General features: G+C 64.6%; 23 protein-coding genes and 1 tRNA gene. 17 read left to right on the top strand and 7 right to left on the bottom strand.

What is annotated here, in order from left to right; all coding sequences use genetic code 11:
- Positions 1–2: 2 nt before the first annotated feature.
- Positions 3–494: a hypothetical protein gene (locus ELY13_RS06405; protein ID WP_126173057.1), complete on the top strand. Its 492-nt coding sequence runs from the start codon at positions 3–5 to the stop codon at positions 492–494.
- A gap of 125 nt (positions 495–619) precedes the next feature.
- Here ELY13_RS06405 and ELY13_RS06400 read toward each other — a convergent pair.
- Positions 620–706 (bottom strand) — tRNA-Leu (locus tag ELY13_RS06400).
- 176 nt (positions 707–882) lie between these two features.
- Here ELY13_RS06400 and ELY13_RS06395 point away from each other — a divergent pair.
- The 3 genes from ELY13_RS06395 to ELY13_RS06385 all read left to right on the top strand — a co-directional run bounded on the left by ELY13_RS06395 (position 883) and on the right by ELY13_RS06385 (position 4,362).
- Positions 883–1,824, top strand: coding sequence for a complex I NDUFA9 subunit family protein (locus ELY13_RS06395; protein ID WP_241233570.1), 942 nt, complete (start codon positions 883–885; stop codon positions 1,822–1,824).
- 214 nt (positions 1,825–2,038) lie between these two features.
- A complete protein-coding gene (locus ELY13_RS06390) occupies positions 2,039–3,301 on the top strand; it encodes a PQQ-dependent sugar dehydrogenase (RefSeq protein ID WP_164549716.1) in 1,263 nt (420 codons plus the stop codon).
- Positions 3,302–3,357: 56 nt separating this feature from the next.
- Entirely contained in the window at positions 3,358–4,362 is a 1,005-nt protein-coding gene (locus ELY13_RS06385; RefSeq protein WP_126173054.1) for a nuclear transport factor 2 family protein, read from the top strand.
- A gap of 43 nt (positions 4,363–4,405) precedes the next feature.
- Here the strand turns inward: ELY13_RS06385 and ELY13_RS06380 are convergent, their stop codons facing one another.
- The 3 genes from ELY13_RS06380 to ELY13_RS06370 are packed head-to-tail and all read right to left on the bottom strand — an operon-like array spanning position 4,406 to position 6,998.
- Positions 4,406–5,275: an amidohydrolase family protein gene (locus tag ELY13_RS06380; protein ID WP_126173053.1), complete on the bottom strand. Its 870-nt coding sequence runs from the start codon at positions 5,273–5,275 to the stop codon at positions 4,406–4,408.
- Positions 5,272–6,324 (bottom strand): 4-oxalomesaconate tautomerase, encoded by a 1,053-nt coding sequence (locus ELY13_RS06375; RefSeq protein ID WP_126173052.1) that lies wholly within the window; start codon positions 6,322–6,324, stop codon positions 5,272–5,274. The genes ELY13_RS06380 and ELY13_RS06375 overlap by 4 nt, the downstream gene beginning before the upstream one ends.
- A 2-nt stretch (positions 6,325–6,326) precedes the next feature.
- On the bottom strand, positions 6,327–6,998 hold the full coding sequence (locus ELY13_RS06370) for a 4-carboxy-4-hydroxy-2-oxoadipate aldolase/oxaloacetate decarboxylase (protein ID WP_126173051.1): 672 nt from the start codon (positions 6,996–6,998) through the stop codon (positions 6,327–6,329).
- A gap of 161 nt (positions 6,999–7,159) precedes the next feature.
- On the opposite strand from ELY13_RS06370, the gene ELY13_RS06365 reads away from it, so the two are divergent.
- The 7 genes from ELY13_RS06365 (at position 7,160) to ELY13_RS06335 (ending at position 12,701) form a co-directional block, all read left to right on the top strand.
- A complete protein-coding gene (locus tag ELY13_RS06365; protein WP_126173050.1) occupies positions 7,160–7,975 on the top strand; it encodes an NAD(P)-dependent oxidoreductase in 816 nt (271 codons plus the stop codon).
- Complete coding sequence (locus tag ELY13_RS06360; RefSeq protein WP_126173049.1) at positions 7,972–8,997, top strand: amidohydrolase family protein; 1,026 nt, start codon at positions 7,972–7,974, stop codon at positions 8,995–8,997. Before ELY13_RS06365 ends, ELY13_RS06360 begins: the two co-directional genes overlap by 4 nt.
- Positions 8,994–9,302, top strand: coding sequence for a DUF2218 domain-containing protein (locus ELY13_RS06355; RefSeq protein WP_126173048.1), 309 nt, complete (start codon positions 8,994–8,996; stop codon positions 9,300–9,302). The genes ELY13_RS06360 and ELY13_RS06355 overlap by 4 nt, the downstream gene beginning before the upstream one ends.
- The gene (ligA, locus tag ELY13_RS06350) at positions 9,299–9,742 is read left to right on the top strand and encodes a protocatechuate 4,5-dioxygenase subunit alpha (RefSeq protein WP_241233569.1); all 444 of its coding nucleotides are present in this window, start codon (positions 9,299–9,301) and stop codon (positions 9,740–9,742) included. Before ELY13_RS06355 ends, ligA begins: the two co-directional genes overlap by 4 nt.
- Before the next feature lies 1 nt (position 9,743).
- Positions 9,744–10,616, top strand: coding sequence for a class III extradiol dioxygenase subunit beta (locus ELY13_RS06345; RefSeq protein ID WP_126173047.1), 873 nt, complete (start codon positions 9,744–9,746; stop codon positions 10,614–10,616).
- Between the two features lie 133 nt (positions 10,617–10,749).
- Complete coding sequence (locus tag ELY13_RS06340) at positions 10,750–11,709, top strand: Gfo/Idh/MocA family oxidoreductase (RefSeq protein ID WP_126173046.1); 960 nt, start codon at positions 10,750–10,752, stop codon at positions 11,707–11,709.
- Positions 11,709–12,701 (top strand): aldo/keto reductase, encoded by a 993-nt coding sequence (locus tag ELY13_RS06335; protein ID WP_126173045.1) that lies wholly within the window; start codon positions 11,709–11,711, stop codon positions 12,699–12,701. The genes ELY13_RS06340 and ELY13_RS06335 overlap by 1 nt, the downstream gene beginning before the upstream one ends.
- A gap of 34 nt (positions 12,702–12,735) precedes the next feature.
- Here ELY13_RS06335 and ELY13_RS06330 read toward each other — a convergent pair whose 3' ends face one another.
- Positions 12,736–13,626 carry a dienelactone hydrolase family protein gene (locus ELY13_RS06330; RefSeq protein WP_126173044.1) on the bottom strand — a complete coding sequence of 297 codons (891 nt, stop codon included), beginning with the start codon at positions 13,624–13,626 and terminating at the stop codon, positions 12,736–12,738.
- Positions 13,627–13,689: 63 nt separating this feature from the next.
- Positions 13,690–14,619 carry an SDR family NAD(P)-dependent oxidoreductase gene (locus ELY13_RS06325; RefSeq protein WP_126173043.1) on the bottom strand — a complete coding sequence of 310 codons (930 nt, stop codon included), beginning with the start codon at positions 14,617–14,619 and terminating at the stop codon, positions 13,690–13,692.
- Positions 14,620–14,690: 71 nt separating this feature from the next.
- On the opposite strand from ELY13_RS06325, the gene ELY13_RS06320 reads away from it, so the two are divergent.
- The 4 genes from ELY13_RS06320 (at position 14,691) to ELY13_RS06305 (ending at position 19,709) form a co-directional block, all read left to right on the top strand.
- Positions 14,691–15,389 (top strand): nuclear transport factor 2 family protein, encoded by a 699-nt coding sequence (locus tag ELY13_RS06320; protein WP_126173042.1) that lies wholly within the window; start codon positions 14,691–14,693, stop codon positions 15,387–15,389.
- Between the two features lie 4 nt (positions 15,390–15,393).
- Positions 15,394–15,810: a nuclear transport factor 2 family protein gene (locus ELY13_RS06315; protein WP_164549715.1), complete on the top strand. Its 417-nt coding sequence runs from the start codon at positions 15,394–15,396 to the stop codon at positions 15,808–15,810.
- Positions 15,811–15,839: 29 nt separating this feature from the next.
- Positions 15,840–16,970 carry an amidohydrolase family protein gene (locus tag ELY13_RS06310; protein WP_126173040.1) on the top strand — a complete coding sequence of 377 codons (1,131 nt, stop codon included), beginning with the start codon at positions 15,840–15,842 and terminating at the stop codon, positions 16,968–16,970.
- 225 nt (positions 16,971–17,195) lie between these two features.
- A complete protein-coding gene (locus ELY13_RS06305) occupies positions 17,196–19,709 on the top strand; it encodes a TonB-dependent receptor (RefSeq protein WP_126173039.1) in 2,514 nt (837 codons plus the stop codon).
- Positions 19,710–19,760: 51 nt separating this feature from the next.
- On the opposite strand, the gene ELY13_RS06300 is transcribed toward ELY13_RS06305, so the two are convergent.
- Positions 19,761–20,870 carry a 5-methyltetrahydropteroyltriglutamate--homocysteine S-methyltransferase gene (locus ELY13_RS06300; protein WP_126173038.1) on the bottom strand — a complete coding sequence of 370 codons (1,110 nt, stop codon included), beginning with the start codon at positions 20,868–20,870 and terminating at the stop codon, positions 19,761–19,763.
- 202 nt (positions 20,871–21,072) lie between these two features.
- On the opposite strand from ELY13_RS06300, the gene ELY13_RS06295 reads away from it, so the two are divergent.
- Entirely contained in the window at positions 21,073–21,840 is a 768-nt protein-coding gene (locus ELY13_RS06295) for a glutathione S-transferase family protein (RefSeq protein WP_126173037.1), read from the top strand.
- Entirely contained in the window at positions 21,840–22,637 is a 798-nt protein-coding gene (locus ELY13_RS06290) for a glutathione S-transferase family protein (RefSeq protein ID WP_126173036.1), read from the top strand. The genes ELY13_RS06295 and ELY13_RS06290 overlap by 1 nt, the downstream gene beginning before the upstream one ends.
- The last annotated feature ends 170 nt before the right edge of the window (positions 22,638–22,807 follow it).

The following is a 22,807-nucleotide window of genomic DNA, read 5'->3' as shown; positions in this document are numbered from 1 at the left end:
CGGTGAATGAGAAGAGCGGGCCGGGGATTTCCCCGGCCCGCTTTCTCGCGCTCGCCCTGTGGTTCACCGCCCCCGTGGGATGGGCGTTCCCGGCGCTTTCGCAAGCCCCGGCCCAGGCAGCTGTTGCGGCACCTGATGAAAAGACATCGCTCAAGCTGCTCTGGAGCACGATGGCCGCCATCGACCAGGCGAACAAGACGGGCAACTACTCCGTCCTGCGCGACCTTGGCACTCCTGACTTCCAGGCTCGCAACACCGCTGCGGGGCTGGCCGAGGTGTTCGCGCCGATCCGCACGCAGCGAGTCGATCTATCGGATACGCTGCTGGTTGCACCGCAGTACGATTTTGCGCCGGCGATTGTGGAAGGCGGACTGCTGAGAATGCGCGGAAGCTTTCCAATGCGGCCCACCGCAGTCGCCTTCGATCTGCTTTACCGTTGGCAGAACGGCTGGCGGCTCCATGCCGTCGCGATCCGCCCAACCCCGATGCAGTAGAGGAACTTTACGTCACGAGGCCCGGTGCCACCGATCTACGGGTGCGATTGTCCGGAAGCGACGGTGCAACCGCACTCGGAAGACCATCTCGCGATGGTTCTCCGGCGTTTCTGCGCTTTGGAAAATGGTGCCCAGAAGAGGACTCGAACCTCCACGGGGTTTCCCCCGCCGCCACCTGAAGACGGTGCGTCTACCAATTCCGCCATCTGGGCACGAAAACCGTGAAGCGTCCGCTGCACGGTGGGTAGGGGCGCGCCGATAGCTAAAAGGATGACCGCTTGTCAACGACTGTGTGCACTGCCTCGTCACATTCTTGTGCTGCTTGCGGTGCGCGGCGGGTTGCGGCATGGCGACCACACGATGCGAAACCGGGTGCAGCATGGCTAAAATGAATCCCCTCGAAGGAAAGCTGGTCGTCCTTGTCGGCGGCAGCGGGTTTGTCGGCACCTATCTTGCGCAGGAGCTGCTGCGCCGCGGTGCCCGCCTGCGGATCGTCAGCCGTGAGCCGAACCGGGCGATCAAGCTGAAGCCGCTGGGCCTGCTGGGCCAGATCCAGTTCCTGCGCTGCGACGTCTCCGACGCAGCAAACCTGCGCCGCGCCATGCAGGGCGCCGATGCCGCCGTTTATCTGGTCGGCAGCTTTTCCGGCAACCTTGGCACCCTGCACAACCACGCCGCGCAAGTGGCCGCCGAGGCAGCCCGGGACGAAGGGGCGAGCGCGTTTGTCTATCTTTCGGCGATTGGCGCCGATCCGCAGTCGGACAGCGGCTATGCCCGCACCAAGGCGGAAGGCGAGGAAGCCGTCCGCGCGGCATTCCCCCGGGCGACGATCCTGCGCCCGTCGGCGATGTTCGGGGATGAGGACAACTTCATCAACCTGTTCGCCGGCCTGATCGGCTCCTACCCCGTGATCCCGGTCTTCGCGCCCGACGCAAAGCTGCAGCCCATATGGGTGGACGATGTGGCCGAAGCCGTGACCAGTGCCTTGTCGGATCCGGGCCAGCACGGCGGCAAGATATTCGAAATCGCCGGACCCGAGACGATGACCATGTGGGACCTGAACCAGCGGATCGCGGAGGCGCAGGGGCGCCGGCGCCATTTCGTGCGGGTGTCGGATTCCGTCGCAGGCTTCGTGTCCAAGCTGCCGGGCAGCCCGATGAACGGCGATCAGTGGACGATGCTTCAGCGCGGCAATGTCGCGTCCGGGCAGCTCCCGGGCATTCAGGACCTGGGCATCACGCCGCGCCCGCTCAGCCTGTTTCTTGATCGCTGGATGGTTCGGTACCGCCGCAACGGCCGCTTCAGCCAGCGTGTGGCCGGGCTGCGCTAAGCCGCCGCTCCGGGCCGTTCCACCCCCCAGGCGGGCGCAAGCTCCTGACCCCTGCTCCGGGCGCGCCGCGAGGTTCCCTGGATGATCGTTGACCGTTGCCTAACCGCCTGAGCTGTCCTGTGCAGCGCCATTGGAGACGATGATCCCGATCAGCCGATTGTCATGCGCGAAACGGGCGCTAGACTGCCGGACATAATCAATCGGGAGCGGGATGGTGGCGAATTTCTGGAAACACGCGTCTGCGTGTCTGGCGCTGGCGGCCAGCATCAGTGTGCCGGGCGGAACGGCGCTGGCGCAGGATGCGCCCACCGCAGCGACTCCGGCACGGCCCGCCGGCCCACCCCCGCGGACCGCGCTGCGGGACGGACCCTGGAGCTATTCCACCCAAGGCGGGCCCGTACGCGCAGACGTGGTGACGAAGGGGCTCGATCACCCGTGGGCCATGGCCTTCCTGCCCGATGGCGGAATGCTGGTGACGGAGCGGCCCGGGCGGCTGCGACTGATCCGCGATGGCGTGCTCGACCCCACCCCGGTTTCCGGGCTGCCGGAGATCGCAGCGGTCGGTATTGGCGGGCTGTACGACATCGCGCTTGATCCTGATTTCGCCCGCAACGGCCGGATCTACTTTTCCTACGTCAAACCGGATCCCGCCAATCACGACCAGACCACGCTCGCGGTGGCGCGGGCGAAGTGGGACGGCGCGCACGGCTTGTCCGATGTGCAGGACATCCTCGTCACCGATGCCTGGTACGGGGCCCGGCCGTGGCCAAAACGGTGCTGCGGCCAAGGTCCGGCCTCGGGCAGCTGGGGCGGGCGGATCGCGTTTGACAACGACGGCCGCTTGTTCGTCGCCACCGGGGACCGCAACTACGGCGAGATGGTGCAGGACCAGTCGAAGGCGTTCGGCAAGATTCTGCGGATCAACCGCGATGGCAGCGTGCCGCAGGACAATCCGTTCGTCGGCCAGCCGGGCTGGGACCCGAAGATCTGGAGCACCGGGCATCGCAACCCGCTGGGCCTGTTCTACGATGCGCAGACCGGTGAGCTGTGGGAATCCGAATTCGGGCCGCGCGGCGGGGATGAAGTGAACCGGATCGAGCGCGGAGCGAACTACGGCTGGATCGACGTGACTCAGGGAGAGCACTACAACAGCGAGGCGGCCAAGGGCGTCCGGGACGTCGAAGGCTTTACCGATCCGGTGCTCGCCTTCGGTCCGCCCTCGCTTAATCCCGGCAACGTGACGCTGTACCGCGGACAGGCGTTCCCGCAGTGGAACGGCAACCTGCTGCTGGCGAGCTTCACGCAAGGACTGCTGCGGTTCGCGCCCGATGCCTCGGGCCAGCCGGTGCTGCAGGAAAAGCTGCTGGGCGATCTCAAGCAGCGCCTACGCGACGTGCGGACCGGACCGGATGGAAATCTTTATATCCTGACGGATGAGACGGAAGGCGCGCTGCTGAAGGTTTCGCCCGGAAAGTAAGCCACGCGCAAAACGAAGACGTTAACCGGCCTGAGAGCCAATTGGGGGATTTGTCGATGAGGTTTTCACGTTCGATCCTGTTCGCCGCGCTGCTGGGATGCACCGCCATGCCCGCCCAGGCGCAGATGAGGCCGCTGAACGATCCGGTGGTCGCCCATCCCAACCCGGAAGCGCTGTTCACCAGCCGTGACCCGCAGCTTCACCGCAACAAGCAGGCCGCGCTGCACATCATGCGGGAGCTGCTCCAGTGCAACCAGTGGAACCGGGCCGGCGAGTGGCTGACCGGGCGGTACATCCAGCACAATCCGCTGGCGGCGTCCGGCCTGAAGGGCGTGCAGGACTATTTCATCAACGTCGCCAAGCGGCAGCCGACGCCGACCTGCGACAAGCTGACCAGCCCGATCGTCGCAGTGCAGGCGGAAGGCGATTACGTCACCGTGCTGGCGAAGCAGGAACTGCCGGTGCCGGGCATCCCCGGCGAAACCTACACCACGACCTGGTTCGACACCTGGCGCTTCGTCGACGGCAAGGCCGATGAGCACTGGGATCCGGCGACCTTGCCGCCCGTCCGCGCCACTCCGGCCCCGGCTCCCGCGTCAGGCGGCATGGCGATGGGCAACATGGCCCAGCATCAGGTCGCCTTGCAGCAGGAAGCCGACCGCGCGGCGATCGAGCGGCTGATGTGGGACTATGTCCGCGCAATCGACGGCTGGAACCCGGACGCTTACGCTGCGGTGTTCACCCCCGATGGCGCCTTTGGGCGCACCAAGGGGCGCGAGGCGCTGCGCACGATGGTGGCGGACCTCAAGGCCAGCCAGGACCAGCGGCGCGCGCAGGGCCAGACGATCGGCGATATGCACCACGTGATGAGCAACCAGTCGATCGAGTTCCTCGATCCGAACCACGCCCGGGTGCAGTATTACTGGATGACCGTGTTCGGCGGTGCAGCCGGCAGCCCGACCCCGCCCAACGTCGCTGCGGTGGGCCGCGGCGTGGATGACGTGGTCAAGGTTGGCGACAAATGGCTGATCGCCAACCGCAACGTCGCCCCGACGAACTGACCTTGCTTCCGGCGAGCGGCCCGAGCCGCTCGCCGGAAAGTCCTCAGTCGTTCCAGTACAGCCGGTTGGGATTGGCGACGAGCAGCTTCTGCTGCAACTCTTCGCTGGGTGCGATGCGCGGAATCATGTCGACCAGGTGCCCATCGTCCGGGACGTTGTCCTGCATGTTGGGATGCGGCCAGTCGGTGCCCCACAGGCAGCGGTCCGGGTAATCCTCCACCAGCGGGCGCACGGCTTCGGCAAACGCGTTCCACGGATCGCCCGTGGGATCGAGCCGGTCCGGGCATGTCGCCTTGAAGTGAATGTCGGCGCGGGATTCCAGCAGGTTGCGGAACGCGCGCATGTCGGGCCCGTCCGGCCCTTGCGTCACGTCCGGGCGGCCCATGTGATCGATCACCAGCGGCACGGGGATCGCGTCCATGAACGGGCGCAGTTCCTCAAGAATGTCGGCTTCGAAATAGATCACCACGTGCCAGCCGGACGGCAGGCGGCGCGCCACGTCGATGAACTTGTCCTTCGGCGCATCGTCCACCAGCCGCTTCAGGAAGTTGAAGCGGATGCCGCGAATGCCACCCTGATGCAGGCGCTGGAGCTCGTCTTCCGAAATCGCCGGATCGACCACGGCCACGCCGCGCGCCTTGCCGTTCGATTGCGCGATCGCGTTGAGCGTGGCGGCGTTGTTCGTCCCGTGGCAGCTGGCCTGGACGATCACGTTCTTTTCGAAGCCCAGCTTGTCGCGCAGCGCGAACAGCATGTCCGGCCCGGCGTCTTCCGGCAGGTACTTCGCCTTGGGGCTGAACGGGAAATCGGCTTGCGGCCCAAACACGTGGCAATGCGCGTCCACCGCGCCCGCAGGCGGGGCGTAAGCGGGCTTCGACGGGTTCGGGTGCCAGCTGACGATACGGTTAGTCATACGAAAACGGTTCCATCCATCAGTTTGCGTGCGGTGCGCAGCAAGGCGGCGCTCGCCACTTCGCCAGCGTCGTCCACTTGCAGCACGCAGGTCATCTCGCCGGTCGGATGCTCGATGCTGAGCGTCTTTTTCGCGCCGGTCGGAATATCCGCCACTTCGGCGGCGGGCGATCCTTCAACCAGGCAGGCGGTCGCCACCGTCACCGCGCCAAGCACCCCGATCGAGGAGTGGGCCCGGTGCGGAATGAAGCTGCGCACGGTAACGGCCCCGCCGTTCTTCGGAGGGGCGACCAGCATCATCTTGGGCACGGACTTGGCCGACACGTCGCCAAGGTTCATCCGTTCTCCGGCCGCGAGGCGAATCTTCTCGATCCGCGCTTTCAGATCATCGGCGGCGTCCAGCTCCTCGCGCGTTTCATATCCGGTCGCGCCCACGTCTTCCGCCTTGAAGACGATGCACGGCATCCCGTTGTCGATCAGAGTGCAGCGCACTCCCTCGATAATATCGGCCGCGTTACCGGTCGGCAGCAAGGCGCCGCAGCTGGAGCCGGCGGTATCGCGGAATTCCAGCGGGACCGGCGCGTGGCTGCCGGGAACGCCGTCGATCCGCGCCTCGCCGGCATAGTTCACGGTGCCGCCCGGGGTTTCGACGCCCGCAATGGCGACTTGCCCGGTGTTTTCCATGTAGATCGCGACCCGGGTTTCCTCACCCTTGGGATCCACCAGCCCCCGCTCGATCGCGAACGGGCCGACCCCGGCCAGGATGTTGCCGCAGTTCTGCGCGTCGGTGACGATCGGTTGGTCGACGAACACCTGCAGGAACAAGTAATCGACGTCTATGCCTTCGCGGTCCGATTTCTTCACCACCGCGACCTTGCTGGCCAGCGGGTCGGCCCCGCCCATCCCGTCGATCTGGCGGGGATCGGGGCTGCCCATCACCCGCAGCAGGAAAGCATCCCGCTCGGCAGTATCGGACGGCAGATCGGACGCGAGGAAGTAACCGCCTTTCGACGTCCCCCCGCGCATCCACATGACCGGTGCGCTGTTCATGGTCAGATCCACTTCAGCCCCATGTCGGTCAGCTTCTGGCGGAAGCCGTACATGTCGAGGCCGAGCTCCCCGCCGGCGAGGCGCTGGCGCTTGTCTTCCTCGTTCGCTTCGCGCTTGCGGGCCTTTTCCAGCACATCGGCCGCTTCCTGGCGGGAAACGACGCAGACGCCGTCATCATCGGCCACGATCACGTCGCCGGGCAGGATATAGGCCCCGGCGCAGACCACCGGTACATTGACGCTGCCGAGCGAGGCCTTGATCGTCCCTTGCGCGAAGACCCGCTTCGACCAGACGGGAAAGCCCATTTCCTGCAAGTCGCGCACGTCGCGCACCCCGGCATCGATGATCAGGCCCTTCACCCCGCGCGCCTGTGCGCTGGTGGCCAGCAGATCGCCGAAATAGCCGTCTTCGCAAGGGGAGGTCGGCGCGATCACCAGGATGTCGCCATCCTGGCACTGCTCGATGGCGGCATGGACCATGTAGTTGTCGCCCGGGGGAACGCTGATCGTCACTGCCGTGCCGCCGATCCGCGCGCCGGGATAGATCGGCCGCATGTAGCTGGCGAGCAGGCCCTTGCGCCCTTGCGCTTCGTGCACGGTGGCGACGCCGCTGGCGCCCAGCCCTTCTGCGAGCTGCTTGTCCGTGCGTTCGATGTTCTGGACGACGACACCCATGCTTCAATTCTCCCGATGTGGTTTGCCGGTGGCGTGGACCGCGCGCGCCCCTTCCGTCAAGGCTTCTTTGGCCGTCAGGTCTTCGAGTACCTGCCCCCTCTGCCGCGCGGGCAAACTTGTAAGCAACACATACAGACTGTATGGAGCCGTCCAGAACAACAATGACCGTTTCCGCCCCGAACGTCGCCCTCATCGGTTTCGGTGAAGCAGGCTCCACCTTCGCCCTTGCCGGCGACTGGTCCGGCCATGCCCGCGGCTGGGACATCGCGCCCGAACGGCGCGCCGCGATGGAGGATTGCGGCATCGACCCGGCGGAAGAAGCCGCGACGGCGCTGGCGGGGGCCGAGATCGTCCTGTCGCTGGTGACCGCCGAAAGCGCGCTGAAGGTGGCGCAGGATCACGCCGCCGAATTGCCTGAAGGCGCGATCTGGTGCGACATGAACTCCGTCGCGCCGGAAACCAAGCGCGCCGCGGCAGAGGCGATCCGCGCAGCCGGCGGGCGCTATGTCGATATCGCGGTGATGGCCCCGGTCGATCCGGCCCGGCTGAACGTTCCGCTGCTGATCGCCGGACCCGATGCGGAAGATGCGCGTTCGCTGCTTGCCACACTCGGCTTTGCGAAGACGCGCGTGGTGGGCGATGAAATAGGCAGGGCATCGGCGATCAAGATGATCCGCTCGGTTATGGTGAAAGGGCTTGAGGCGCTGTCCAGTGAATGCGCCGCCGCGGCGGATGCTGCCGGCGTGTTCGATGAAGTGATGGCCTCGCTCGACGCGTCCGAAAAAGCAACCGGCTGGGCGGAACGCGTCGCCTACAACCGGGAGCGGATGGCGACCCACGGGTTTCGCCGCGCGGCGGAAATGGAAGAATCGGCCCGCACGCTGCTAGGGTTGGGAATCGAACCGGTCATGACTCGCGGCACGGTGCTGCTGCAGCGCAAGGCGGCGGAAAACAACGAGAGGAACAAGGGCGAATGACGCTGATCATCGATTGCCACGGCCACTACACGGTACTTCCCAAAGCGCATGACGCCTGGCGCGAGGAGCAGAAGGCCGCCTACAAGGAAGGCCGCACTCCCTCGCCCTACCCCGAGATCTCCGACGAGGAGATTCGCGAGACGATCGAGCAGAACCAGCTGAAGCTGATCCAGGAACGCGGCGCAGACCTGACGCTGTTCTCCCCCCGCGCGTCCGCCATGGCGCACCATGTCGGTGACCAGCAAGTGAGCGAGGAATGGGCCCGCCGCTGCAACGACCTGATCTACCGCGTCACCCAGCTGTTTCCCGAAACCTTCGTTGGCGGCTGCATGCTGCCGCAAAGCCCGAAGGCGGACCTGACTGCCTCGATCAAGGAGCTGCGCCGCTGCGTTGAGGAACTGGGCTTCGTCGGCTGCAACCTCAACCCCGATCCGGGCGGCGGGCACTTCGAGCATCCGCCCCTGACCGACGAGTACTGGTTCCCGATCTACGAGACGATGTGCGAGCTGGACGTGCCGGCGATGATCCACGTCTCGGGGTCGTGCAACCCGGCGATGCACGCGACCGGCGGGTTCTATCTCGCCGCCGACACGGTGGCGTTCATGCAGCTTTTGCAGGGCGACTTGTTCAGCCGGTTCCCCAATCTGCGCTTCATCATTCCCCACGGCGGCGGCGCGGTGCCATACCACTGGGGCCGCTACCGCGGTCTGGCGGACATGCTGAAGCAGCCCTCGCTCGACGAGCATCTGATGAACAACGTGTTCTTCGACACGTGCGTCTACCACCAGCCGGGCGTGGACCTGCTGGCGGAGGTGATCGACACCAAGAACATCCTGTTCGGCAGCGAGATGGTCGGCGCGGTGCGCGGGATCGATCCCCAGACCGGGCATTATTTCGATGACACTAAGCGCTATGTTGACGCGCTGCCGATCGACGAATCTGCTAAGCACATGATCTTTGAAGGAAATGCGCGGCGAGTCTATCCGCGGCTCGACGCGAAGCTCAAGGAACGAGGCTTATGACCGTCACCGCCCTCGGATTTGCACCCTGTGAAAAGCCGGCGCGCTATGTCCAGACGCTGACCAAGCACTGGAGCAACAAGATGGCGACGACCTGGGAAGAGCGGGGGGAGAACGGCGGCCACGCCGAGTTTCCCTTCAGCGATGAAGAGAACTGCGCGATGGACATCCGGGCGGATGGCATCGCGATTACCCTGACCACGCCCGATCAGACCCGCAACGTCCACTTGCGCGGCGTGATCGAGCGCCATCTCGACCGGTTCGCCTTTCGCGAGGCGCCCCTGTCCTTTGACTGGAAAGAGCAATGAGCGACGACAACACCCAAGCCGCCCAAGGTATGCGGCGGATCACCAACATCCATGAATATCTCGCTGAATTCGACGATATTCCCGGCACCCGCGTCTTCACTGCCAAGCGCGCCCGGCAGGGATACCATCTCAACCAGTTCGCGATGAGCCTGATGAAGGAAGAGAACCGCCAGCGGTTCCTCGCCGACGAAAAGGCCTATCTCAATGAGTGGCAACTGACCGACGAGGCGAAGCAGGCGGTGCTCGACCGGGATTACAACCGGATGATCGATTGCGGCGGGAACATCTACTTCCTGTCGAAGCTTTTCTCTACCGACCGCAAGAGCTTCCAGTTCGCCGCCGGTTCGATGACCGGCATGACGCAGGAAGCTTATGCCGAAATGATGCTCAAGGGCGGCCGTTCGCCCCACGGAGTACGTTCAATCAAGGAGGGACGCTGACATGGCGCGGATTACCGCAGGGCTTACGACAAGCCACATTCCCGCGCTGGGCGCGGCCATCCAGACCGGCAAGACCGCGGATGACTACTGGGGCCCCGTGTTCAAGGGCTATGACCACGTCAAGGAATGGGAAGCCAAGCCGGAAAACATGCCGGACGTGGTGATCCTGGTCTACAACGACCACGCTTCCGCGTTCGACATGAACATTATCCCGACGTTCGCGATCGGGTGTGCGGAACGCTTCAAGCCGGCTGATGAAGGCTGGGGCCCGCGTCCGGTGCCCGACGTGATCGGCCACCCGGATCTTGCCTGGCATATCGCCCAGTCGCTGATCCTGGACGAGTTCGACATGACGATCATGAACGACATGGACGTCGATCACGGCTGCACCGTGCCGCTGTCGATGATCTTTGGCGAACCGGACGAATGGCCGGTCAAGGTCATTCCGCTGCCGGTGAACGTGGTCACTTATCCGCCGCCGTCCGGCAACCGCTGCTGGATGCTGGGCGAGGCGATCCGCCGCGCCGTGGAATCCTATCCGGAAGACCTGAAGGTCCAGGTCTGGGGCACCGGCGGCATGAGCCACCAGTTGCAGGGTCCGCGCGCGGGGCTAATCAACAAGGAATTCGACACCGCGTTCATCGAGGACCTGGTCAAGAACCCGGAACGGCTGCGCCACATGCCGCACATCGAATACCTGCGCGAAGCCGGTTCGGAAGGCATCGAACTGGTCATGTGGCTGATCATGCGCGGCGCGCTGGGCAAGGACGTGGAGGAGATCTACCGCTTCTACCACATCCCCGCCTCGAACACCGCGCTCGGCTCCGTAATCCTTGAACCCAGGGATTCGGCCGAAAACAAGGCTGCGGCCTGAACCTTGCTCCCCCTCCCCTTAACGGGGAGGGGACATGGGGCGCGAGCCAGCGCCCCCGGCCCTTCTGGCCTCCAGCAACCCACCCCTGTCGCTCCCGCAAGCGGGAGGGGACCTGAGAGAGGAAACCTCATCCATGCGCATTGCCCTCGTCGGTGCCGGCGCTTTCGGCGAAAAGCACCTCAACGGCCTGAAGAACGTTTCCGATGCCGAAGTGGTGACCGTCGTCAGCGCCTCGGAAGACGAATCCCGCAAGCTCGCCTCGCAGTTCGGGATCGATGACGTCAGCGACAGCTACGAAAAGACGCTGCGGCGGGACGATATCGACGCGGTGATCCTGACCACCCCCACCCCGATGCACGCGCGCCAGGCGATCCAGGCGATGGATGCCGGCAAGCACGTCGAGGTCGAAATTCCGGTCGCCGACAGCTGGGACGATGCGCAAGCGGTGCTGGCGAAGCAGAAGGAAACCGGGCTTGTCTGCATGGTCGGCCACACCCGCCGCTTCAACCCGTCGCACCAGTGGGTGAAGCAGCGGATCGAATCCGGCGAACTGACGCTGCAGGCGATGGACGTCGAGACGTTCTTCTTCCGCCGCAAGAACATCAACGCGAAGGGCGAGCCGCGCAGCTGGACCGACCACCTGCTGTGGCACCACGCCGCGCACACGATCGACATCTTCCAGTACATGACCGGGTCGAAGGTGATCCGCGCCAACGCGCTGCAAGGCCCGAAGCACCCGGAACTCGGCATCGCGATGGACATGTCGATCCAGCTCAAGACCGAGGCCGGACAGATCCTTACCCTGGCCCTGTCGTTCAACAACAACGGACCGCTGGGCACCTTCTTCCGCTACATCGGCGACAACGGGACCTACATCGCTCGTTACGACGATCTGGTGGACGGGTACGAAAAGCCGATCGACTTGTCAGGCGTGGCCGAATCCGACAACGGGATCGAACTGCAGGACCGCGAATTCATCGCCGCGATCAAGGAAGGGCGTGAACCCAATTCGTCGGTCCAGGCCGTGTTCGACTGCTACCGCGTGCTGGGCGAACTGGCCGCCGATCTTGACCAGCAGGACGGCTGGTCCTGATGCGGCGGACGATCGCGGGCAAGCAGCTGCACTCCGTCGGTCTGGGGTGCATGAGCCTTTCGTGGGCTTATGGCACCCCGCCGGAGCGGGACGACGCGATCCGGCTGCTGAACCAGGCGCTGGACCTCGGTTACGATCATCTCGACACCGCCAACATCTATGGCAAGGGTCATAACGAGGAAGTGATCGGCGAGGCCTTGAGCGGCCGGCGCAGCGAGTACTTTCTTGCCTCCAAGACCGGGATCATCGTCGATGGGCCGCGCCGGGGCATCGATTGCAGCCCGGATGCGATCACGCAGTCGCTCGATGAAAGCCTGAAGCGGCTCAAGACCGACCACATCGACTTGTTCTACATGCACCGGTTCGATCCGAAGGTGCCGGTGGCGGACTCGGTCGGCGCGATGGCGCGGGCGATCGAGGCGGGCAAGATCGGTTCCTACGGGGTATCCGAATGGAACAGCGCTCATATCCGTGAGGCCCACACCGTTCACCCGATGGCGGCGGTGCAGACGGAATATTCGCTCTGGACCCGCAATCCGGAACTGGGCGTACTCAAGACCTGCGAGGAACTCGGCATCGCGCTGGTCTGCTTCTCCCCCACTGCCCGCGGTGTGCTGAGCGGGACGCTGAAGGACCCGAAGACCCTGCCAGAAAAGGACCTGCGGCGCAGCCATCCACGCTTTTCGGATGAGAACTGGCCGAAGAACCGGATGCTGGTGGACCAGTTCGTCGTCCTGGCGGAGCAAGCGGGCGTAACCCCGGCGCAGCTCGCCCTGAAGTGGGTGCTGAGCCGCAGCGACTGCATCCACGTCATCCCGGGGACGACCAGTCCGCAGCACCTGGACGACAACTTCCACGTGACGGAGCTCGACGTTTCGGACGCGGTGCTGGAGGAAGCGGGCAAGCTGATCAACCAGCAGACCGTTTCCGGCCATCGCTACCCCGAGGTGATGCGCAACACGATCGATACCGAGGATTTCGCCGCCGCGTAAGCTCTCCCCTCCCGCGAGCGGGAGGGGAGCTGCCTCACAGCGCGGTTCGGTACAAGTCCAGCAGCATGGCCCAGGCGCGCTCGGCCTGTTCGGGGGCATAAACCGGGGAATCCGGTACGGTCCAGCCGTGGTCGGCAGGGAAGACTTCTATTACCACGGGCACGTTCGCTTGCGCGGCCGCTTCGCGCAGCCGTTCCTTGTCGTTCGGCGCGCGGCCGTCGTCGTTCTGCGCAATGGCGAACAGGTAGCGGGTGTTGGGTGTTTCAGCGAACAGATGGACCGGAGCCGTGGGTTCGTCTCCCACCAGCCCGCCGCCGTGGAATGAGGCGGCCGCCCGCACCCGGTTCGGCGCTGCCGCCGCGGTCCAGACGGTGAACGGACCGCCCATGCAGTACCCTTGGGTGCCGATGCCCTTGCTCGTGTCCACCGGGCCTTGGGCGTCCAGCCAGGAGACGAGCGCCCGGGCATCCTGCGTGATGGTGTCGGCCGTCAGCTTCCCGCGCCACGGCCCGACGGCTTGGAAGCCGTCCTTGTCGCGAAAATCGCTGAAGTCGGCAAATTGCGGTGCGGGCAGGTCGCGGTAGTAGGGATTGGTGACCAGCACCGAGTACCCTTGCGCTGCCAGCCGCCGGGCCATGTTCTGGAACGCAGGACGCAGGCCCGCGATGTCCGGCCAGACAATGACGGCAGGATGGCGGCCGCTGGCGGGGTGGACGAAGAACGCGTCCATCGTTCCCGCCCCCGTCTGAATGCTGACCATGTGCTCGGTCAGTCCCCCCGGCGCTTCGGCATCCATCGCCGTGGCGCAGCCGGAAAGCGTCGCGCCAAGGCCCGCCACCGTGCCCAGCGCCGCGAACTGCCGCCGGTTCAGGCCCATTCCGCCTTTGGGCCGGTTCCATTCGGCCAGATCGGTTTCATCACACATCGCGCACCTCCTCATGTCCCGTCAGGCGCGGAGGATAGCGCGGGAGGCGGCGCTGGCAATCCGTCAGGTCAGGTCCTGCAACCGGACGGAGATCCCTTCTTCGGCCTTCCTCATCGCCTCGCGGCGCAGCTGCTCGATCTTCAGCCGTCCAGCGGGTGCTTCCTCGTCCGGCAGGGCGGCCATCACCGTCTGGTGGATTTCCTCGAAGTCGGGCCCGTGTTCCGGGTGGGTGAGGATCAGCCCGCGCTGCTCGGTCATGCCGCGCAGGATCTTTGAGCCGACTTCGTAAGGCTCCATCCCTTCCTCGAACGCGGTGCCGAATTGCTCCAGTTCGCTCTTTTCGACCGGGGAGAAGCCGCTTTGCCCGAAACTGTCCGGTCGCTTCAGCGCGCTGGTCCAGGCGTTGGTCCTGGTCAGCGCCGGACAGCAGAGCGAACAGCCGATCCCGTGCGGGGCGAGGTTGTAGCGCAGGGATTCCGTCAGCCCGCGCACCGCGAACTTGCTGGCGGTGTAGATCCCCGCTTGCGGACCGGGAAGAAAGGCGGCCATCGAGGCGACATTGACCACATGGCGGCGGCCCGCGCTCGCCTTGATCTTCGGCAGGAAGCTGACGAGGCCGTTTACCACGCCGCCGAAGTTGACCCCCATGATCCAGTCGAAATCGTCGTAGCTTGCTTCGTCCGTCGGGCCGAACACCGAAACCCCGGCGTTGTTGACCAGCACGTGGACTTCCCCGAAATGGTCCATCACTTGCTCGGCCACTTCGGCAAAGCGCGCGCGGTCGGTCACGTCCAGCTTCACGAACAGCGGGATCTCCCTACCGCGTTCGGCAAACCAGCTTTCGGTATGGGCGCGGTCTTCCTCATTGCGGTAAGACAGCGCAAGCCGCATCCCAGCGTCGGAAAACGCCTGTGCCACGCCCAGCCCGATGCCGGTGACCGCGCCCGTCACGAACGCAACCCGGCCTTCCCAAACTCGATCCTGATTGCTCATTGTCGCAATTTCCTCTCGCCAAAACACTGTCGTTCGTTACGAATGCATAGAAACAGACTAGGGAGAGAGCAATGAGCGACCTGGAAACCAGGCTGGCCGAACTCGAGCATCGCGTGGGCGAACTGGAAGACATCCAGGCCATCCGCCGCCTGCACTGGGCCTATGGCTACTACATCGACTTCAACCGCCCCGACGAAGTCGCGGACTTGTTCGCGGAGAAAGGCTCGGTCGTGTTCCTGTCCGGCGAATACGTCGGCAAGGAAGGCGTAAAGCGGCTTTACGGCGACTGGATTCAGCAGCGTTTCACCGGTGGCCGGCCGGGACCGGTCCATGGCCTGCTGCTCGATCATTTCCAGATGCAGGACATCATCACCGTCGCCCCTGACCGGCAGAGCGCGAAAGGACGCTTCCATGGCATCCTTTTGGGCGGCTGGCACGACGACTTCCAGGAAACCAAGGAAGAGATGATGCCGCAGCAGTTCATGGAAGCCGGCATCTATGAAAACGACTACGTCCGTGAAGACGGCGTGTGGAAGATCCAGCGCCTCAACTACATGATGCAGTGGCAGGCCGATTACGAATCCGGCTGGGCGCACACCACGGCCCACTTGCAGCCGGCGGCCAAGACCTATCCGGAAGATCCGATCGGGCCCGACGTGCTGCTGCCGGAAAGCGAGCATCGGGAAACCTGGCCCTATCGCCAGGATGTGCCGATGCACTTCGCCCACCCGAAGTTCGGCGCGATCCTGGCCGGACGGGAAAAGGGCTGATCCGGTGGCGGATTTCGATCCGATGGACACCTCGGGCCGGGACGCGCTCTCGGTTCGCGAGGTGGCCGAACGGTTTATCGAGGTGTTCTACAACCAGAATCGGCTGACCGACGCCTTTCGTGCCTGGGTGCACCCCGATTACGTCCAGCACGATCCCAACGCACCGGACGGGCGCGATGGAACCATCGCGGTGCTGGATGCGCACATGGCCCGGAACCCGGACATGACGCACGACGTCAAGCGCGTGATCCATGGTGAGGATGGCCTGGTGGCCGTGCATTACCATTTCCGCGCCGCACCCGCCGATCGGGGTAGCGCCGTAGTCGACATTTTCCGGATCGAGAATGGCTATCTGGTCGAGCACTGGGATGTGATCCAGCCGATCCCGGAACACACGGTAGGCGGCACTTCCATGGTCTGAAGAAGCCGCGCAAAAGGGGGAGAAGCACGGTGACGAAACTTGAGGACGGCAGCGAAAAGGGGCTGAAAGGCCATTTCAAGGAAGACTACAGCGTGCGTACCCGCACCGGGCTTGCCCCGCGCGCCGGACACATTGAGCGTAACCCGCCCTACAAGCGGATCGCGACGGAGGAAGCCTGGACCTTCCCGGACCTGGTCAAGGCGCAGGTCGAATACCTGAACAGCGGCGAGGCGCCGAACGACGATTCCCTGAAGATGGCCGGGATGTTCTCCCGCATGCCTTCCTTGCAGGAAATGCTGCAGGATCTTGGCGACCTGCGGCTGGCCCACATGGACGAATACGGGATCGACCGGCAGCTTCTGCTGCTGACGGCGCCGGGCGTACAGGTCGTCCGCCCCGGCGAAGGCACCCCGCTGGCGCGCCAGGCCAACGACATCGCGGCCGAAGCGTGCCGCAAGCATCCGGACCGCTTTTCCGCCTGCGCCGCGTTCGACCCGCGCGATGTCGCAGGATCGGTCAAGGAGATCGACCGGGCGATGAGCCAGCTGAAGCTCAACGGCGCGGTGCTCAACTCCCACTTTCAGGGCCGCTACATCGACGAGCCGGAATTCTTCCCCATTCTCGAAGCGCTCGAGGCCCACGACGCGGCGCTCTACATTCACCCGACCGCGCCGTTCAACGCCCCCCACTATGAGGATCGCGGCTTCTACGGCGCGCTGGCTGGCTTCCCGCACGATGTCTGGCTGCACACGATGGGGCTGATCTTTTCAGGCGCCTTCGACCGCTTCCCGAAGCTGCGCCTGGTGATCGGCCACATGGGGGAGGCGATGCCGCTGCAGCTTTACCGCTTCGACTGGATGCAAGGCAACGCCGACAACCGCGCGGGGCTGCGCGGCGGCCGGCCACCGGTCAAGCTGCAGCACCCGGTCAGCTACTATTTCCAGAACAACATCTGGATCACTACCAGCGGCGTGGCATGGGAGCCGGCGGTGAAGTTCTGCATGGAACAGCTCGGCTCCGACCGAGTGCTCTACGCGATGGATTATCCGTACCAGCAGTCGAGCGATGAGGTCGCCGCCTATGACCGGATGCAGCTTTCGCCCGAGCACAAGAAGATGCTGATGCAGACGAATGCGGAGCGGGTGTTCCGTATTCGCTAGAGCGATCCGGCGTCGCGAGATCTCCCGCACGGAAAAGATCCGGCACCTGGAGCCTGAAGCGGCGACTCGATGGAATTCGGCTGCCTCGCAAGCATCTTGTGACAATTCGGCACCATAGCCACCGCGATTTGCGCAACGACTGAAGCAAGCGTTGCGCAAATCCCGATAATTGAGAAATCTACATAAAAGCCGGCCGCAAGCGCCGGACGAAACAGGAGAGGTTTCATGATTGCCCGTCCCGGCGCCCTCGCGCGCATATTCCTGACCCTGGGCGTCTCCACGCTCGCTCTTTCGGCCAGCCCGGCCCTCGCGCAAGTCGCGCCGGAGGACCAGAGCCCGACCAACCCGGTGCCCGCGCAGGAAGATGCGCGGGAAGACGCGGCGGAGGCGAACACCCCCGGACCGGGCAACTCCCCGCTCGGCAACCAGGTCGAAGACCTCAACCAGGTTGAGGAGATCATCGTCACCGCGCAGTTCCGCCAGCAGAACCTGCAGGATACGCCGCTGGCGATCACCGCGGTCTCCGCTGCAATGCTCGAAGCGCGCAGCCAGACCAACATCGCGGAAGTGGCGCAGCAGGCTCCGTCTGTTACCCTGAGGCAACAGGGCACCGCATATGGCCCGTCGATGGCGGCGAACATCCGCGGCATCGGCCAGTACGACTTCAACCCCGCGCTGGAACCGGGCGTCGGCCTCTACATCGACGATGTCTACTACGCGACGCTCACCGGATCGTTGTTCGACCTGCTCGACCTCGACCGGGTGGAAATCCTGCGCGGTCCGCAAGGCACGCTGGCTGGCCGCAACTCGATCGGCGGCGCGGTGAAGCTTTATTCCAAGCGCCCCGAAGGCGACAACAGCGGGTACTTTGCCGCCGCCTACGGCAGCCGCGACCGGCTCGACTTGCGCGGCGGCGCCGATTTCCGCCTGACCGACGATCTCGCGGTCAGGCTTGCCGGCGTCTCCAAGTCGCAGGACGGGTACATCGACCGGCTCGATTTCGGGTGTGTCTATCCGGCGGGCAGCAGCGAGATCAATCCGGAAGGGGGCGTGCCGCGCATCCTGCCCGCCAACACCGATTGCGTCCTTGCCCGGGAAGGTGAGGTCAACTTCCAGGCCGTGCGCGGGCAGCTCCGCTGGCAGCCGAGCAGCCGGCTCGACGTGAACATCATCGCCGACTACACGGACGATGACCGGACGACCGGCGGTTCGGTCCTGCTGCTGCGGCGCGATGCCAACGGCAACATTGCCAGCCCGAACTATCCCTCCCCGCCCAACCCGGCGGCGCGCGTGTTCGACATCAATCCCTACGAAGCGGCGATCCCATACGATTCCCGCTTCGTCTGCGGGGAGTACTGCAACTTCGCGACCTACACGTCGCTGGCTGACAATGGCCAGGCGCTGCAGACGGTGGATGGAAGGACCAGTTTCAAGGGCTGGGGTGTTTCCGGACAAGTCGACTGGGACCTGAACGACACGATGCAGCTGGTCTCGATCAGCGCCTACCGCGCCTACCGCACCGTGTTCAGCAACGATGACGATCTTTCCCCGCTGGCGCACAGCCTTGGGCGCGGCGACCTGACGTTCTGGTCCTTCAGCCAGGAAGTCCGCCTCAACGGCAGCCTGCTGGACGATGCGCTCGAATACACGGTGGGCGGGTTCTTCATGGACCAGCGCTCGGTCTATGCCACCACGCAGGTCCTGCGCTACGCCGGATTGCTGCCGTTCGTCGGCGACGATCCGGTGAACGCCGACACGAAAGCGGCCTTCGCCCACGTCGCTTGGCGGCCGATCGATCCGCTGACGCTGACGGCCGGCATCCGCTACACCGATGAGCACAAGGACTACACGTACGTTCGCGTGACGCCGGACGGGGCAGTTCATCCCCAACTCGGCGCGCTCAACGGCGTGACCGGCAATTATGACCACGATCGGCTCGATTACCGCCTGAACGCGATGTACGAGATTACTCCGGACCTCTCGGTTTATGGACAATGGTCAACCGGGTTCAAAGGCGGCGGCGTGAACCCCCGCCCGTTCTACGCGCAGCAAGTCCTGCCGTTCGGGCCGGAAACGCTGGAATCCTATGAAGTCGGCTTGAAGAGCGATCTGTTCGACCGGACTGTCCGCCTGAACGTCGCCGGGTTCTACAGCAACTACAACGATATCCAGCTGGCGCTCAGTGTCTGCCCCCAAGCCGGAGCGGCGTTTTCGCGGCCCTGTGCGCTGCCGGCGAACGCGGGCGACGCACGGGTGAAGGGGTTCGAGGTCGAAACCTCGATCCGCCCGATGCTCGGCATGCTGATCGACGGCTCTCTGAGCTATATCGATTTCGACTACATCGAAGGTTCGCTCGATCCGGCAAGCGGCATCCGGCCGGGCATGGTGTCCACCTACACGCCTGAGTGGAAGTGGGCGCTCGGCGCGCAATACGAAGTGCCGCTGAACGAAGCGGGATCGATCACGCCGCGCTTCGACATTGCCTTCCAGGACGATGTCTACACCAACCCGGTCAACCAGCCGACCAACCTGATCGAGGATTACATCGTGTCCAACGCCCGGCTGACCTGGCGCAACTACGATGAGGACCTGGAGATCGGGCTGGCCGTCACCAACCTGTTCGACACGTACTACTTCCAGACGCTGTTCGACCTGACCCTTGCGGGAGCCGGCTTCGTGACCGGCCTGCCGGGACGGCCGCGCGAATGGGCGGTTACCATGAAGAAGAAGTTCTTCTGATAGGAAAAAGGGCGGCCCTTCGGGGCCGCCCTTCCGTTTCGGTACGGTGGATCAGCCCCAGACTTCGCGGGCCACGTCCACCACCAGGCGGATCTTGCTCGCCTGCTGCTCGGTGGTCAGGTCGTTACCATGGACGGTGGAGGCAAAGCCGCACTGCGGGGACAGCGCCAGCTGGTCCAGATCGGCGTACTTTGCCGCCGCATCGATCCGGCGCTTCAAATCGTCCTTGCTTTCCAGTTTGCCGAGCTTGGTTGTCACGAGCCCGAGCACGACCGTCTTGCCCTTGGGCAGGAACCGCAAGGGGGCAAAATCACCCGAGCGGGGATCGTCGTATTCCAGGAAGAAGGCGTCCACGTCCAGTTCGCTGAACATGATCTCGGCCACCGGCTCATATCCGCCTTCGGCCGCCCAGCTGGACCGGAAGTTGCCGCGGCACAAGTGGATCGCCTTCAGCATGTCGGACGGTGCATCGCGGAAGCTGTCGTTGATCAGCTTTGCGTACTGGCGCGGCGTTTCATCGGGATCGACCCCGCGCGCCTGCGCATCGGCGCGATGCGTTTCGTCGCACAAGTAGGCAAGGTTGGTATCGTCCATCTGCACGTAACGGCACCCGGCATCGGTCAGCGCCTTGATTTCCGCCCGGTAAGCGGCGGCAACATCGGCGTAGAAGTCTTGCATTTCGGGATAGACCTCTGCCGGAATGCCGGACCGCCCTGCGCGGAAATGAAGCATGGTGGGTGACGGGATCGTCACCTTCGGCATCTTCGTGGCGACGGACTTGAGGTATTCGAAGTCACGGACCTGGATCGGGTTCGTGTGCTCGACCTCGCCGCTGACCACCATTTTCGGGGGCGCGAAGTGGACATCCTTCCCCGTGTCGTTCTTGAACGCCTTCTCGATCCCCCCGTGCTCTTCCACGCCGTTCAGCTGGAGCAGGAAGTCGGTATGAAAGAAGTAGCGGCGGAACTCGCCGTCGGTGATCGCCTTCAGGCCCAGGCTTTCCTGCCATTGCGCCAGTTCGGCGATGGCTTCGTCTTCAATTTCGCGCAAGGCTTCCGCGCTGATCCGCCCGTCGGCGAGGGCCTGCCGCCCATCGAGGACTTTGCGGGGCCGGAGGAAGGAGCCAACGTGGTCTGCGCGCGAAGGTAGCTTGGTGCTCATGATTATCCTGTCTTGGCAGCGATGAAGCAAAACAAGGTCCTAACGCGGGCTCGCGCTCGACTGACCGACAACTATGCCGAAAGAATCGCGACCCGCAACGTGCAATTATGCGTACGTCCTGTAAGGCGCTTGACCGGGTTGACGCCGCGCCCGTAAGCCTTGTGCAAAGGGCGCCGATAGAGCGGCCCGAGGTGGAGAGATCATGGCCGACGTCACACTCTATCACTGGGAGCCGAACGCCAATTCCGGCAAGCCGATGCTGGCGTTGATGGAAAAGGGCGTCCCGTTCGACAGCCGCTACACCAACATGCTGGAGTTCGATCAGCACAAGCCGGAATACCTTGCGGTCAACCCGCAAGGGACGATCCCGGCGATGATCCACGGGGAGCGGGTGCTGACCGAAAGTACCGCGATCATGGAATACGTGGACCAGGCATTCGACGGCCCGGCCTTGATGCCGGAGGATGCGCGGGATCGCTGGCGCATCCGCTGGTGGATGAAGTTCATGGACCAGTGGCTCGGCCCCAGTTTCTCCATGCTCGGATGGAGTGCGTTCGTCGGCCCGATGGTTCGCGACCGCCCGCGCGAGGAACTGGAGGCGCTGATCGCGCGCATCCCCTTGCCGGAGCGGCGCCGCGCCTGGCGCAAGGCCATGTTTGGCGAATTTTCGGAAGAGGAACTGGGCGAAAGCCGCCGCCGCGTCGCGCTGGGGATCGACTTGCTGGAGGAGGAACTGGGCAAGCGCCCTTACGTCGGGTCGGACTCGTACTCGCTTGGCGACATCAACATCTTCAACTCCACCTATTCCTTGCCCGTGTCCCACCCCGACCTTGCCAGCAAGGACAAGACGCCGAACATCATGCGGTGGCTGAAGCGGGTCTATCACCGCCCTGCGGTGCAGCAGACGTGGACGATGGGCCGCGGCGACCTGGCCAAGCGCTACCGGCTGGTGATCGAGGAGATCGACTGATGCCCGGACCTTCCCTTCCGATCCTCTACCATGGGGAGCCGACCGGGCCTTCGCTGATCGCCCTTGCCGCCTTGTTCGAGAGCGGGTTGCAGCTGGAGACCCGATCGATCGACCTGCTCGCCGGCGAGCGCTACGCGATCCCGGACGTTTCGGAACCGCTCGCGCTCGATCACTCGGTCGAGGGCGAAGGCCCGGTGCTGCTGATCGAGGGCGAGGCGATCACGGACGCCGTGTTCCTGGCCCAGTACTTCGATGAGCAAGCGGGCGGCGCGGGGCTGCAGCCGTCCGATCCTTACGTTCACTGGCAGATGACGATGTGGTGTCGGCAGACGAGCGAGCGGCTTGCCCCGGCGTCGGCGTGCCTAGGCACCTTCACTCACGCACAGGACCGGCTGGCGGCAATGGAGGCGGCAGAGTTCGAGAGGATCGCGGCCCAGATCGAGAGCGCCGACCTGCGGGAGCGGTGGCGGGACCTGCGGGAGAACCGCGTCGATTCCGCCCAGTTCGCCGATAGCAAGAGCAAGGTGGCGCAGTTCTGCGAGCGCGTGGAGGACCAGCTGGCCGATGGGCGCACGTGGCTGTTCGGCGGATTTTCCATCGCCGACCTGGTGACGTTCGCGTGGTTGCGGCCGCTGGCGGAAACCGAAGCTGCTTCCTTCGCCGCAAAGGAAGGTCTCAGCGCCTGGCTCGCCCGCACGGAGGCGCGCCCGAGTGTCCGCGCAGCACTGGATCAGGCACGAACCGACGATCCGCTGCAGGCGTTCGCCCCGGGGCCGGAAATCAACCGCTGGGGCTGATCGGTACAACTGGTACAACTGGAAAGAGGGCTTGGCTGACGACAGTCTTCCGTAAAGGGCGCTCCCTCGCATGGGAGTCGACAGCGGCGGACGGTGTTTGTAACGATCGTTAGTGATGCCTCGATCAACGGGCGCCGTGGTTCGTCCGGCGCAATCTGCTAATCAGGGGC

Origin of the sequence: Altericroceibacterium xinjiangense (assembly GCF_003958635.1) — a bacterium.
Classification (GTDB): domain Bacteria; phylum Pseudomonadota; class Alphaproteobacteria; order Sphingomonadales; family Sphingomonadaceae; genus Altericroceibacterium_A; species Altericroceibacterium_A xinjiangense.
This window is presented reverse-complemented; position numbering and strand designations above follow the sequence as displayed.

Coding starts and splice junctions, on each gene's coding strand:
- ELY13_RS06325 (WP_126173043.1), bottom strand. CDS start 14,619: ATGAGCAATCAGGATCGAGTTTGGGAAGGCCGGGTTGCGTTCGTGACG.
- ELY13_RS06380 (WP_126173053.1), bottom strand. CDS start 5,275: ATGACTAACCGTATCGTCAGCTGGCACCCGAACCCGTCGAAGCCCGCT.
- ELY13_RS06290 (WP_126173036.1), top strand. CDS start 21,840: ATGCCCGGACCTTCCCTTCCGATCCTCTACCATGGGGAGCCGACCGGG.
- ELY13_RS06375 (WP_126173052.1), bottom strand. CDS start 6,324: ATGAACAGCGCACCGGTCATGTGGATGCGCGGGGGGACGTCGAAAGGC.
- ELY13_RS06355 (WP_126173048.1), top strand. CDS start 8,994: ATGACCGTCACCGCCCTCGGATTTGCACCCTGTGAAAAGCCGGCGCGC.
- ELY13_RS06320 (WP_126173042.1), top strand. CDS start 14,691: ATGAGCGACCTGGAAACCAGGCTGGCCGAACTCGAGCATCGCGTGGGC.
- ELY13_RS06370 (WP_126173051.1), bottom strand. CDS start 6,998: ATGGGTGTCGTCGTCCAGAACATCGAACGCACGGACAAGCAGCTCGCA.
- ELY13_RS06385 (WP_126173054.1), top strand. CDS start 3,358: ATGAGGTTTTCACGTTCGATCCTGTTCGCCGCGCTGCTGGGATGCACC.
- ELY13_RS06300 (WP_126173038.1), bottom strand. CDS start 20,870: ATGAGCACCAAGCTACCTTCGCGCGCAGACCACGTTGGCTCCTTCCTC.
- ligA (WP_241233569.1), top strand. CDS start 9,299: ATGAGCGACGACAACACCCAAGCCGCCCAAGGTATGCGGCGGATCACC.
- ELY13_RS06345 (WP_126173047.1), top strand. CDS start 9,744: ATGGCGCGGATTACCGCAGGGCTTACGACAAGCCACATTCCCGCGCTG.
- ELY13_RS06295 (WP_126173037.1), top strand. CDS start 21,073: ATGGCCGACGTCACACTCTATCACTGGGAGCCGAACGCCAATTCCGGC.
- ELY13_RS06305 (WP_126173039.1), top strand. CDS start 17,196: ATGATTGCCCGTCCCGGCGCCCTCGCGCGCATATTCCTGACCCTGGGC.
- ELY13_RS06330 (WP_126173044.1), bottom strand. CDS start 13,626: ATGTGTGATGAAACCGATCTGGCCGAATGGAACCGGCCCAAAGGCGGA.
- ELY13_RS06335 (WP_126173045.1), top strand. CDS start 11,709: ATGCGGCGGACGATCGCGGGCAAGCAGCTGCACTCCGTCGGTCTGGGG.
- ELY13_RS06365 (WP_126173050.1), top strand. CDS start 7,160: ATGACCGTTTCCGCCCCGAACGTCGCCCTCATCGGTTTCGGTGAAGCA.
- ELY13_RS06395 (WP_241233570.1), top strand. CDS start 883: ATGAATCCCCTCGAAGGAAAGCTGGTCGTCCTTGTCGGCGGCAGCGGG.
- ELY13_RS06360 (WP_126173049.1), top strand. CDS start 7,972: ATGACGCTGATCATCGATTGCCACGGCCACTACACGGTACTTCCCAAA.
- ELY13_RS06340 (WP_126173046.1), top strand. CDS start 10,750: ATGCGCATTGCCCTCGTCGGTGCCGGCGCTTTCGGCGAAAAGCACCTC.